This window comes from Bacteroides sp. (assembly GCF_030151085.1).
In the GTDB taxonomy this organism is placed as follows: Bacteria; Bacteroidota; Bacteroidia; order Bacteroidales; family Bacteroidaceae; genus Bacteroides.
This window is the reverse complement of the sequence record NZ_JASLER010000048.1, coordinates 37,255-49,116: the sequence shown is the minus strand read 5'-3', so window position 1 is coordinate 49,116 and position 11,862 is coordinate 37,255. Positions and strand designations below refer to the sequence as shown.

The following is an 11,862-nucleotide window of genomic DNA, read 5'->3' as shown; positions in this document are numbered from 1 at the left end:
TATCAACGTCCGGCAGGTGGACACGCCATCTTTGTAGATGCGCCCAAAGTATTGACTCATGTTCCAAAAGAAGAATTTCCCGCACAAACCTTAACCGTGGAACTCTATTTGGAAGCAGGTATACGTGGATGCGAAATCGGTTATTTACTTGCCGACCGTGATCCCTTAACCCGCGAAAATCGATTTAATGGGTTGGATTTACTTCGTCTGGCAATTCCAAGACGGGTATATACAGATAATCACATGAATGTAGTAGCTGCCGCACTAAAAAATGTATTTGATAAACGCGAAAGTATTATCCGGGGTGTACGTATTGCTTGGGAAGCTCCATTGATGCGCCATTTTACCGTACAATTGGAAAGATTATAAAAAAACTAATCAACATGCCAAGTTAAAACGAAATCAGGATGGAGCAAATAATCTATTTTAAAGTATTGTTGCAGCTCCGTCCTGTATTCGTAGGCATTAAAGACACCCTGTTCCTGCGGGACAAAAGGTTCTATATACAAATGTTTCCTAAAATCGACTTCTGCTATATCCATACACTTGAACATAACCTCCTTAGCCGACCAATGCAATAGAAGACTCCAAGTATCATCCCCCTGATAGGGATGTACAGTTTCATCTTCTCGCATATATTTATGAGCAACTTTATGTACCCGTTGTCCATACTGCTCAATATCAACACCTACCGGAGTTGTTCCAAGAAGTACCGCTACATATCCTTTGGTATGTGAAATACTAAGGTGGAAAGAACCATCCACCAGATATGGTTTACCGGAAGGCAAATAGCCTATTTCTTTTTGTTCATGGAGCAAATGATAGAGTAATACACGTACTGACAACCACTCCAATTGACGGTGTAAAGACGTGAATCGCCTAACTGCCTCTTCAAACAAGGTGGTATTTGATAACTCATCCTGTAAAGCCGCAAGCGATTCCTCCATCCGCCAAACACCTAATGTCCAGGAATCTTCTTTAAGCTGAATGAGAAGTGCCATTGGTAGAAGGTTCATTAATCTTAAACTTCACTTTCAAAATGCGACGATTATCCATCTCCAAGACTTCAAATTCATAACAGTCGTATGTGACTTTTTCGTGAAGTGCAGGGAACTCGCCTTTCAATTCAAGAAGAAGACCTGCCAAAGTATCGGCATCTCCTGCTACAGCATCGAAAGTTTCCTCGTATATCTTAGTGATTTTGTAGAAATCGGTCAATTGTGTCTTGGCTTCGAATATCCAAGTATGTTCATTAAGGACTACGTATGTACGCTCTTCGTCATCATATTCATCATGGATTTCCCCTACAATCTCTTCAATAATATCCTCCATAGTTACAATACCCGAAGTACCTCCGAACTCATCCACAACTATAGCAATATGAATCTTATTTGCTTGAAAGTCACGAAGCAAGTCATCTATCATTTTCGTCTCCGGAACAAAGTATGCAGGCCGGATCAACGACTGCCATCGGAAATTATCTCCTTTATTCAAATGAGGCAATAAGTCTTTTATATAAAGTACTCCCTTAATATTATCACGTGTATCTGCATAAACCGGGATACGTGAATAAGCGTTCTCTATAATACATTTCAGCACTTCCTTAAACGGAGTACGAATATCCAAATCGACTACATCCAAACGGGATGTCATAACCTCTTTCGCAGTTTCGCCACCAAAACGAATGATTCCTTCCAGAATATTATTCTCTTCTGAAAGTTCAGCTTTATCCGTCAGTTCAAGAGCATGCGAAAGTTCGTTTACCGAAATATTATGATTTTTACGTGCAATATGCTTGTTCAGGAAAGAAGTAGATCGTACTAGTAAAGAAGCTAACGGATAAAAAACAGAACGGAACATGGTAATGCCCGGTGCTGCAAAACGACAAAAAGTCAATGTTTTCTGCGCAGAATAAATCTTTGGCATTATTTCACCAAAAAGCAATAACAAGAAAGTAAGTGCTATCGTCAAGAGAACAAACTCTGCTATTTGCGAATGAAACTGGAACACATTCATAAAAAAGAAATTGCAGAGCATGATAATGGTTACATTCACAAAGTTATTGGTAATCAAAATCGTAGCTAGCAATCGTTCTGTGTTTTCCAGTAAATTACTGATTTTCTCATCCGAAGGATGTTTCTTCTCTGCAATAGAGTTTAAGTCGGATGGCGAAAGCGAGAAAAAAGCTATTTCAGAAGCCGAAGCAAAGCCGGAAACAAGCAGAAGCAATCCTGCCAATACAATTGATACGATAGCTGAAATAGAAGGAGTATGTACGGAAATTCCGTTAAAAACATCTGCCAACTGGCATAAATAAGCGTCTGGGTCCAAAGATTTTGGTTTTAGTTAAACAATTAGAACGGCAAATCGTCCGCAGGATTATTTTGCACTGGATTATTCTGTGGTTGTGTCGGTTGCTGTGTAGGAGCAGCTGGCTGTCCGGGTGTTCCGGTCTGAGGAGCAAAAGGAGTATTTCCCGGCGTAGCAGTACCTTTCGGCGACAGCATTTCCATAACATCCACAAAAATTTCCGTAACATTACGTTTAATTCCTGCCTGATCGTCATAAGAGCGGGTACGGATTTTACCCTCAATATAAAGTTTATCTCCTTTATGCACAAATTTTTCAGCTGTTTCTGCCAGTCCACGCCAAAGAACAAGATTATGCCACTCCGTACGCTCGGGTACCTGCGTACCATTTGCCAATGTATAAGCGCGGTCGGATGTAGCCAAAGAAAAAGTAGCCACTGCAACGCCACTATCGAGATATCTCACTTCTGGGTCTCTGCCGACATTTCCTAACAATATCACTTTATTTACTGACATAAGCTTCTAAATTTTAATTTGCTGCCAAAATTAACGAGAATATTCACACAATGCAAGAATACAAACAAATTTTATACATATTTCTCCAAGAAAGCATGTATCAACCGAGGTACGGCATATTGATCCAAATCTTCTATTCGAATCTTCTGGTAGCCTGAAAATGAAGATGTTCCTTCGGGTAATTCCACTTCATAAAAGTTAGTATAAATAACCCGGTGAGACAAGACATGTTTTACATTCCGAAGAACCGAACGCACCACCAACTCCCCTCCTACTTCCATAAAAAGTCTATGCAACTGCTGACACGAAAGAAATTCTTCTTCAGATAAATCTTTCTCCGTTTCAATCAATGGTAATTCAAACAGGTTCTTCCAAATATCATTTTCAGTCCTCTTATGTATTAATGTATACGCGCCCATACGTACATAAATATAATTAAAGTAACGGTTGGTTGTTTTCGTCTTATGCTGTTTCACCGGTAATTGCATAACTTTGCCTTTTGCTAATGCAGAACAACTATCCGACAAAGGACAAAACAAACAATTCGGAGTTTGCGGTGTACATTGAATAGCACCAAAATCCATTATAGCCTGATTATAATCAGCCGGATGGGATTTATCCAGCATTTCTTCCGCCAAAGCCGCAAAAATTTTCTTTCCTTCGGTAGAATCTATCGGGGTATCGATGCCGTAATAACGAGCAAGCACCCGATATACATTTCCATCTACAACCGCATAAGGCATGTTATAAGCAAAGGAACAAATGGCAGCAGCCGTATAATCACCTACGCCTTTCAACGCGCGTACCTCATTATAGGTTACAGGAAATACACCATTCATACTCCTCGCTGCAGCATGCAGATTACGTGCACGTGAATAGTATCCTAAACCTTGCCAATACTTCATCACTTCATCTTCTGAAGCCGAAGCCAGCGTCTCTACATCAGGAAAACGACGCACAAATCGAAGAAAATATTCATATCCTTGCACTACCCTGGTCTGCTGCAAGATAATTTCGGATATCCATATCACATAAGGGTCCTTAGTTTCCCTCCACGGTAGCTCGCGCTTATTGCCGGCATACCAATCCAGTAAAGCCTCAGTCAGTATATTCATTTCAGAACAAAAGTACTGCTTTTCAATCTAACAAAACTTAATCATCAGACTTTTTTAGAAAAATGTCTGGAATATATTTTTTAGAGCCGCCAAAAAGCTATATATTTGCAGTCCAAAAAATTAGGAAAACTATAGTAATAATATTTTTTTTAAAGAAAAATGACTAAAGCTGATATTGTAAACGAGATTACAAAGAACACCGGAATTGACAAAGTCACAGTACTTACAACCGTTGAAGCATTCATGGACGCAGTGAAAGCATCTTTATCTAAAGATGAAAATGTTTATCTTCGTGGATTTGGCAGTTTTGTAGTGAAGAAGAGAGCTCAGAAAACAGCTCGTAACATCTCCAAGAACACTACAATTATTATTCCGGAACATAACATTCCGGCTTTCAAGCCTGCTAAAACATTCACCATCTCAGTGAAGAAATAATAAACAATAGTATTAACCCATAAAATTAGAAGCTATGCCAAGCGGAAAGAAGAAAAAAAGACATAAAATGTCTACGCACAAGCGTAAAAAGAGACTAAGAAAGAACAGACATAAAAGCAAAAAGTAATTTTTTAGTCTGAAGGACAAAATAAAGAACAAACTTGTGAAGCAAAATGTCTCGCGAGTTTGTTCTTTGTTTAAGTACCCAATTGAATAATTAAAAATTAAAAGCTAATAATTGTGACAAGCGAACTCGTTGTAGATGTACAGCCCAAAGAGGTTTCCATCGCATTGCTCGAAGATAAGAGCCTGGTGGAACTTCAAAGCGAAGGAAGAAATATCTCCTTTTCAGTGGGCAATATGTATTTAGGACGCGTCAAGAAATTGATGCCCGGCCTGAATGCCTGCTTCGTGGATGTAGGTTACGAGAAAGATGCTTTCCTTCATTACCTGGACTTAGGTCCTCAATTTAACTCATTAGAGAAATACGTAAAGCAAACTTTAAGCGACAAAAAGAAATTAAACCCTATTACAAAAGCAACTATACTTCCTGACCTTGAAAAAGACGGCACTGTTGCCAATGCACTCAAAGTCGGACAAGAAGTTATAGTGCAAATTGTCAAGGAGCCTATCTCTACCAAGGGACCCAGACTGACTTCCGAACTTTCCTTTGCCGGAAGATATCTCGTCCTCATCCCTTTTAACGATAAGGTTTCTGTTTCACAAAAAATTAAATCAAGCGAAGAGCGCGCACGCCTCAAGCAATTGCTGATGAGCATCAAACCGAAGAATTTCGGTGTTATCGTCCGTACCGTTGCCGAAGGAAAACGTGTAGCTGAGCTTGACGGAGAGCTTAAAGTTTTATTGAAACATTGGGAAGATGCCATTACCAAGGTACAAAAAGCCACCAAGTTTCCGACGCTGATTTACGAAGAAACCAGCCGCGCCGTAGGATTACTACGCGACTTGTTCAATCCTTCTTTTGAAAACATCCACGTGAATAACGAAGCGGTATTCCACGAAATAAAGGATTACGTAACTCTCATCGCCCCAGAACGGGCAGGAATTGTAAAACTGTACAAAGGACAACTCCCCATCTATGACAATTTTGGTATCACCAAACAGATCAAATCGTCATTCGGCAAAACCATTTCATACAAAAGTGGTGCCTACCTGATTATTGAGCATACTGAGGCGCTTCACGTAGTAGACGTGAACAGCGGTAACCGCACCAAGAATGCCAACGGGCAGGAAGGCAACGCACTAGAGGTGAATCTGGGAGCAGCCGACGAACTGGCACGCCAGTTAAGACTGAGAGATATGGGTGGTATCATTGTAGTAGACTTCATTGATATGAATGAAGCCGAAAACAGACAAAAGCTTTACGAACGTATGTGTGCAAACATGCAGAAAGACAGAGCACGCCACAACATCCTGCCGCTCAGCAAATTCGGGTTGATGCAGATTACCCGCCAGCGCGTACGCCCGGCCATGGATGTCAATACTTTGGAAACCTGTCCCACCTGCTTTGGTAAAGGCACCATTAAATCATCTATCCTCTTCACAGATACTTTAGAGAGTAAAATTGACTATCTGGTCAACAAATTGAAGGTAAAGAAATTCTCGTTACATATCCACCCGTACATTGCCGCATACATCAACCAAGGATTTGTCTCCTTGAAGCGTAGATGGCAAATGAAGTACGGATTCGGTATCAAGATTATTCCGGATCAGAAACTCGCGTTTCTGGAATATATCTTCTTCGACCCGCAAGGGGAAGAGATTGATATGAAGGAAGAGATCGAAATCAAATAAAAAAGAGAGTGCATCAAACATTTCAGTAAAGATGCACTCTCTTTTATTTTTAAAGCAATGTCAAAAGTTGCCGCAACTCTGTCACGTAAGTTATTCCTACCGGCTTTTCTTTTGAATCAGGGCAACCCAGTATCACCTGACACCCCAAGCTGATACCCGGTAATATATCATTCTTCATCGAATCACCAACAATTAGTACTTCTTCAGGACGGAAGCCTGCACCCTCAATAGCCAGCCTCCAAAGAGTAGGATTGGGTTTACGTACACCGGCAATAGTAGAATCGGTAATTGATTTGAAATACGAAGCAATTTCTAAATCACCAGCTATTTTGCTGACATTACCATAGTAGTTAGACACCAGCAACAGAACATACTTTTTTTGCAATTCCGCAAGTACACTGCGTGAAGCTGCTACATATTCGGAAGAGTATTCGGTAGACAAAAGAGCCGCCTGCAAGGGAAGTTCATTCCTATTTTCCGATGTATCAGCTAATATCCCCTTCTCGATGAGATGAGAAAATTGTAAGTCTGTTTTAAATTTCTGAGTCTCTTGCAGCGAATGCGAAGGTTGCACCAATTGCAACCGTTCCATCATTTGCTCGGCATAGACGTAAGAATCCCTAAAGTTTTCACGTGTCAGCGGCAGATTCAATTTAGTGGTATATAGATACAAATAAATATCCATCCAGTGAAGGAAAGGTGAGTCTAAAGTTCCTCCAAAATCAAATGCAACCGCTTTTATATTACTTTTATTAATCATTTTTTCTATAGTGCAATGTTATTTCTCCAAATCCTTTACTTTAGCGGCGGCTTTCTTATTGCCAATCTTCATCAAAGCAAGCCCTATCACAATCCATACTAATTCGCGCACGCGGGTTATTAAAGCTGTATATACTCCATAGGCTCCCGAAAGGGCCAATCCGCCAACAGCTAAAGCAAAACCTCCTTCACGTCCACCCAACTGCATAGGCAAGAAGAATAAAAGATTTGCAAGCAAAGAAGAAAAAGCCAGAATGAGGAAGCAATTGATGAAGCTCACATCAGTAGTAAGCACATTCAATATCAACCATACTTCGGCACAACTTACAATGCGAGATGTGAATTCGAGGGTCAACGCACTATAAAATGTACTTTTACGCTGCTGGTGAAGCAAAGCAATCTGCTGATCGATATTTTCTAATTTTTCTTTATTCACCTCAGCAAAACGTACAACCTTCTTTTTCAGGAAAGGTATTTTGCTTCCTACACGCATACATGCCACCGCCATTCCATGTTTATATCCTTTCGCCATTAGTGTGCCCAAGAATATGCAAAAAATAGTAATAAGCCCCAGTATAATACCCATCTCCCAGTTTACAGGAAAAAAGAGAACGTATACAACCACTGCACTCATCCAAAATACAAAATGCGAGAAAATATGTGTCATCACATACAGAATAACGGAAGAAGTGGAACGCTCTACCCCTAAATAAGGAGTAAGCTCCATTATGCGATATGGCTCTCCCCCCATCAGTCCGACTGGAGTAACATAGTTGAGTGCAAAACCAGAAATGGTATACTTGAACAGTTTGCCAAAAGTCAAACCACCCAGTTTCCCCCCACTCTTTATGATGATATACCAAGAAAGGGTATTTATGCAATAAATTACCAACCATAGCAATAGTACCAGAGGCAAGTATATACCTGCACGCTTCAAATTGCCCAACAACTCATCATAAGACACATCGAAAGTAAACAGCATAATAATCACCGCTACAATGCCGAATACTAAAAAAACATTCCTGAACTTGCTACTCATAAATTACGAAAGTTTTCGGTACATAAATCTACTCAACGCTTCGTGTTTGAAAATCATATAAACCAATAAAATATTGAGCACTGTAAGTTCAAACACAAAATAAGCCCAAGGTACGTTGAATATTAATGAAACAAACAATGCAATGACACGCGTATTGAACGAAAGTATATTTGTATATTTCATCAGAGGCAAACTGCCTTTACGAAATTCGTCACTGATACTCTGAGGATATACTTCACCATAAGTGGTTGTCAATGCTTTAAAGAACCGCTGAAAAGCAGGCGAAAGTTGCTCTTGTGAAGCAGTGTAATTTCCATAAAACCATAAGAACGTTTTACGGATAAGATCTTTCTTCCAGGATAAAGAGGCAAATAGTTCCCGTTGCTGTTTGGAATTGTCAAACTCACTACCTGATTTCCCCTTGAGGAAAAACAGATGAATGTTGCGGTAATAGTCGGCCATAGCAGCTTGTTTGCTATGCGCAAAGCCTGCCACAGCAGCCAATAACCATATATACCAGCCCCACTCCGGAGTCATTCGAAGACAAAGCGCCGCATAAATCGATATGAACCACAAATCACCGGAAACTCCGTCAAGAATACGTCCCAACTCAGACTTCTGTCCGGTCATACGGGCCAGCTGCCCATCGGCACTATCGTACATGTTTGCCCAGATAAGCAAACACATTCCTATTAAATTAAGAAGTAAATTGTTATAATAAAAAAGAAAACCCGATGCGACTCCTAAAAAGATGGATACAATAGTAATTGCATTCGGCGTCACTCCCAGTTTCTCAAATAAAATCGCCCAACGGTAACCGATAGGGCGATAGAACAACAGGTCAATCCACTCTTCCGTATCCGAGGATTTTAACGAAGCTTGCAGATTTGACTTTTTTGTTTCTCCACTCATAAAATACGATTTTTAAATACTTGCAGAATTGTTTCACCGATAGCCTTGGATGCCTCTTTACGACAAGGTGCAAAACTGGGCCAGTCGTTAAAGTCTATGATCCGAATGCTTGAGTCGGGTGATACAATACAGTCTCCGCCATATATATGAACCTTTAGAACACGAGCGGCATTCTCGCAAAGCTGTTGTAACTCATCCAATGAAAAAGAGATTCCATGAGGTGCTCCATTAATGGCTTCAAGTCCGAACTTACTATGCCCTCCCTCTTGTGGATAAAACCAATAGAAAAAGTTAGTGCCGGCCACACCATAGAATTTTATCAGGTCTCCCTTCAGGTGTTCGTTAATCACTACCCGTTCAATACCACGTAAAGCATATTCAGCTACTACATCACGAAGCTCTTCAATACTGCGTACATAGGTTACATCTTCACGGTGAATGGCATGAAAATCGGCACGCTTTACCCAACATGGTTCGAACTTCTTCTCAAGTAAGTCCAATGGAATACTTTCTCCTGTATTGCAAATCAGGCTATCCGGATGGGCAACCTGATTTTCGAGTAGAAGAGTAGTCATTCGTTCGCGTGTGCAATTTTCGATTCCTAATCCCGAATTAACGGCTACAGTACCTTCAGCCTGTAGTTTTTGCAATTTACGTACGGCAGCTTTGCTGCGCATCATCGTAAATATATGTTTTTCTCCTTGCAGCGAGTCAGTCAGGAACTCCTGTTCAGTATACATATTCACTTTATGTCCATTCTCCGTAAGATATTGGGAAACAGCCGAAAACACAGCTGCATCATTTCCCACATGATTCGGAGAAAACAGGGAATATCTCTGTATTCCCGCAATAGTCAATGGTTTCATTATAAGTTTATGTCTCTAAAAAAAGTTCTGCTTTCCGAATGTCAGCCGTATGATCAATATCAATTATCTTGGAAAAAGGATGAGCTTGCATTTGCAAACCCGCATCCACCAAATATTGCTGAAAGCCACGCATACGGGCAACTCCAGCTTCCATAGCAGCAGGCAGTTGTGAAAGTGCTTTTTGATTCATACAGTATATACCACCTGAAATATACCGAAAGCCGTTATAAGGTTCGCTGGCATATCCGGTTATACGCATATCGGGAGACGTCTTCACATAGAGAGGCTTTTCATCATCAACATAATCGGTGACCGCCATCAGCGCATCATTAGTCTCATCCGCACAAAACGTTCGGATATAAGAAGAAAACTCTTGTTCGCGGAAGATAGGGTCAACTGTAGTCAGGCAAAACTTCCCCTTTCCCTGTAAATAAGGAGTAAGCTCATAAAAGCTATGAAAAGAATCAGGCGTAGACTTCACCACTATATCAAGAGGTACAGGAAGTTGTTGTTGCTTGAGAAAATCATAAACTTCGGTCATTTCTTTATTAATAATGATGCAGAAAGACTCTGCATCATTATTAAGAAAAATCCGAAACAGCCTGCTCAACAAAGGTACTCCTCCGACTCTAACCAACGGTTTGGGAATCTGCATTCCTTCCGAAACTAAGCGAGAACCTTGTCCTGCAGCAATCAGTGCATATTTCATTCAGAATCTATAAATTAGTCCAGATAACTCGGTGATGTTTCACCCACCATGTTACGAAGGGTTTCTTTCACCATTCTCCACTGAGTAAACAAATCATGTATCGGCTCATGCTCGAAGTCATGCATCGGGCTCTTGCAGAAGAATGACAACCAAGTCTGGATGCCACACATACCTACACGCATAGCAAGGTCACTAAAGATAACCAAGTCAAGTGCGATAGGAGCTGCAAGGATAGAGTCACGACAAAGGAAGTTAACCTTAATTTCCATCGGATATCCCATCCAACCAAAGATGTCGATGTTATCCCATGCTTCCTTATTGTCTTTACGAGGAGGATAATAGTTGATACGTACTTTATGATATACATCACCATACAAATCAGGGTATTTCTCAGGCTCGAAAATGTTATCAATAACAGACAACTTGCTGACTTCTTTTGTCTTGAAGTTTTCGGGTTGATCAAGTACCTCACCGTCACGGTTACCCAAGATATTAGTTGAAAACCAACCGCTTACGCCTAACATACGAGTCTTAAACATCGGAGCAAGAACTGTTTTCATCAATGTTTGACCGCTCTTAAAGTCCTTACCGGAGATAGGTACACACATTTTCTTAGAGAATTCCCACATAGCCGGAGTATCTACACACAAGTTAGGAGCACCCATGATAAATGGAGCACCTTCTGCGATAGCTGCATAAGCATAACACATACTTGGTGAAACAGCTTCGGTATTATTTTCCTTCATTGCTTTTTCCAAAGCAGCAAGAGATTCATGTTCTTTTGACAGAGGAACATAGATTTCCGTACTTGCAGCCCACAGTACAGCGATACGCTCGCAGTTGTTAGCAGCTTTAAAGTTACGGATGTCCTCACGAAGCTGTTCAACCATATCCCAACGAGTAGCGGCATTCTTAATATAAGTACCGTTCAAACGTTTTGCAAAATTATGGTCAAAGGCAGCAGGCATCGGTTTGATGGCTTGCAATTCATCTTTTACCAAATTCAAGTCTTTCTCTTTCAATACTTCTGCATACATGGCAGCTTCGTATGCATTGTCGGGAAATATATCCCAACCGCCAAAAACGATATCGTTTAAATCAGCCAAAGGCACAACGTCTTTAATGAGTTTTTCTTTACCGTCTTGCATGCGCATAGTAGCCATCTGTGAGATTGAGCCTATTGCTTTTGCCAAACCCTTACGGGCAGCTAATGTTCCGGTAATCATGGTGGTTGCAACCGCACCCCCTACTCCGACTACCAAGACGCCTAGACGTCCAGTTGCCGGCTTAATGTTTTCTTTCATTGCCATTGTTATTATTTAGAGTTTAAAAATTGTTCAAATTTAGACTATTTTGTCCAAAGTCAATTAGTCATTTTATCAGATTT

General features: G+C 40.6%; 13 protein-coding genes. 3 read left to right on the top strand and 10 right to left on the bottom strand.

The genetic code is table 11. The annotated features are described in order from the left end of the window. The coding region (locus Q1W14_RS09620) for a beta-eliminating lyase-related protein (protein WP_300701114.1) at positions 1 to 369 on the top strand (369 nt) is incomplete at its 5' end. A gap of 5 nt (positions 370 to 374) precedes the next feature. Here Q1W14_RS09620 and Q1W14_RS09615 read toward each other — a convergent pair. From Q1W14_RS09615 to mutY, 4 genes are all read right to left on the bottom strand, one after another. Beyond that, positions 375 to 1,001, bottom strand: coding sequence for a 4'-phosphopantetheinyl transferase superfamily protein (locus Q1W14_RS09615; RefSeq protein WP_300701112.1), 627 nt, complete (start codon positions 999 to 1,001; stop codon positions 375 to 377). Continuing rightward, positions 979 to 2,331: a gliding motility-associated protein GldE gene (locus Q1W14_RS09610; protein ID WP_300701111.1), complete on the bottom strand. Its 1,353-nt coding sequence runs from the start codon at positions 2,329 to 2,331 to the stop codon at positions 979 to 981. The genes Q1W14_RS09615 and Q1W14_RS09610 overlap by 23 nt, the downstream gene beginning before the upstream one ends. A gap of 23 nt (positions 2,332 to 2,354) precedes the next feature. Then, a complete protein-coding gene (gene ssb / locus Q1W14_RS09605; RefSeq protein ID WP_300701110.1) occupies positions 2,355 to 2,825 on the bottom strand; it encodes a single-stranded DNA-binding protein in 471 nt (156 codons plus the stop codon). A gap of 71 nt (positions 2,826 to 2,896) precedes the next feature. Then, a complete protein-coding gene (gene mutY / locus Q1W14_RS09600) occupies positions 2,897 to 3,940 on the bottom strand; it encodes an A/G-specific adenine glycosylase (protein ID WP_300701109.1) in 1,044 nt (347 codons plus the stop codon). 159 nt (positions 3,941 to 4,099) lie between these two features. Here mutY and Q1W14_RS09595 point away from each other — a divergent pair, with 159 nt between their 5' ends. Continuing rightward, positions 4,100 to 4,375, top strand: a complete 276-nt coding sequence (locus Q1W14_RS09595) for an HU family DNA-binding protein (protein ID WP_294585828.1) — start codon at positions 4,100 to 4,102, stop codon at positions 4,373 to 4,375. A gap of 240 nt (positions 4,376 to 4,615) precedes the next feature. Then, the gene (locus Q1W14_RS09590) at positions 4,616 to 6,190 is read left to right on the top strand and encodes an Rne/Rng family ribonuclease (RefSeq protein ID WP_300701106.1); all 1,575 of its coding nucleotides are present in this window, start codon (positions 4,616 to 4,618) and stop codon (positions 6,188 to 6,190) included. A 49-nt stretch (positions 6,191 to 6,239) separates the two neighbouring features. On the opposite strand, the gene Q1W14_RS09585 is transcribed toward Q1W14_RS09590, so the two are convergent. The 6 genes from Q1W14_RS09585 to Q1W14_RS09560 are packed head-to-tail and all read right to left on the bottom strand — an operon-like array spanning position 6,240 to position 11,779. Beyond that, the gene (locus Q1W14_RS09585) at positions 6,240 to 6,950 is read right to left on the bottom strand and encodes an HAD family hydrolase (RefSeq protein WP_300701104.1); all 711 of its coding nucleotides are present in this window, start codon (positions 6,948 to 6,950) and stop codon (positions 6,240 to 6,242) included. Between the two features lie 18 nt (positions 6,951 to 6,968). Next, complete coding sequence (locus Q1W14_RS09580; protein WP_300701102.1) at positions 6,969 to 7,988, bottom strand: lysylphosphatidylglycerol synthase transmembrane domain-containing protein; 1,020 nt, start codon at positions 7,986 to 7,988, stop codon at positions 6,969 to 6,971. Positions 7,989 to 7,991: 3 nt separating this feature from the next. Next, positions 7,992 to 8,900 (bottom strand): CDP-alcohol phosphatidyltransferase family protein, encoded by a 909-nt coding sequence (locus Q1W14_RS09575; RefSeq protein WP_300701100.1) that lies wholly within the window; start codon positions 8,898 to 8,900, stop codon positions 7,992 to 7,994. Further along, complete coding sequence (locus tag Q1W14_RS09570; protein WP_300701098.1) at positions 8,897 to 9,766, bottom strand: hypothetical protein; 870 nt, start codon at positions 9,764 to 9,766, stop codon at positions 8,897 to 8,899. The genes Q1W14_RS09575 and Q1W14_RS09570 overlap by 4 nt, the downstream gene beginning before the upstream one ends. 7 nt (positions 9,767 to 9,773) lie before the next feature. Continuing rightward, on the bottom strand, positions 9,774 to 10,475 hold the full coding sequence (locus Q1W14_RS09565) for an NDP-sugar synthase (RefSeq protein ID WP_300701096.1): 702 nt from the start codon (positions 10,473 to 10,475) through the stop codon (positions 9,774 to 9,776). Positions 10,476 to 10,489: 14 nt separating this feature from the next. Beyond that, on the bottom strand, positions 10,490 to 11,779 hold the full coding sequence (locus Q1W14_RS09560) for an inositol-3-phosphate synthase (RefSeq protein ID WP_300701095.1): 1,290 nt from the start codon (positions 11,777 to 11,779) through the stop codon (positions 10,490 to 10,492). Positions 11,780 to 11,862: the final 83 nt, after the last annotated feature.

Excerpts from the sequence above, each read along its gene's own strand:
- Q1W14_RS09615 (WP_300701112.1), bottom strand. The coding sequence starts at position 1,001 with ATGGCACTTCTCATTCAGCTTAAAGAAGATTCCTGGACATTAGGTGTT.
- Q1W14_RS09580 (WP_300701102.1), bottom strand. The coding sequence starts at position 7,988 with ATGAGTAGCAAGTTCAGGAATGTTTTTTTAGTATTCGGCATTGTAGCG.
- mutY (WP_300701109.1), bottom strand. The coding sequence starts at position 3,940 with ATGAATATACTGACTGAGGCTTTACTGGATTGGTATGCCGGCAATAAG.
- Q1W14_RS09575 (WP_300701100.1), bottom strand. The coding sequence starts at position 8,900 with ATGAGTGGAGAAACAAAAAAGTCAAATCTGCAAGCTTCGTTAAAATCC.
- Q1W14_RS09570 (WP_300701098.1), bottom strand. The coding sequence starts at position 9,766 with ATGAAACCATTGACTATTGCGGGAATACAGAGATATTCCCTGTTTTCT.
- Q1W14_RS09585 (WP_300701104.1), bottom strand. The coding sequence starts at position 6,950 with ATGATTAATAAAAGTAATATAAAAGCGGTTGCATTTGATTTTGGAGGA.
- ssb (WP_300701110.1), bottom strand. The coding sequence starts at position 2,825 with ATGTCAGTAAATAAAGTGATATTGTTAGGAAATGTCGGCAGAGACCCA.
- Q1W14_RS09595 (WP_294585828.1), top strand. The coding sequence starts at position 4,100 with ATGACTAAAGCTGATATTGTAAACGAGATTACAAAGAACACCGGAATT.
- Q1W14_RS09560 (WP_300701095.1), bottom strand. The coding sequence starts at position 11,779 with ATGAAAGAAAACATTAAGCCGGCAACTGGACGTCTAGGCGTCTTGGTA.
- Q1W14_RS09565 (WP_300701096.1), bottom strand. The coding sequence starts at position 10,475 with ATGAAATATGCACTGATTGCTGCAGGACAAGGTTCTCGCTTAGTTTCG.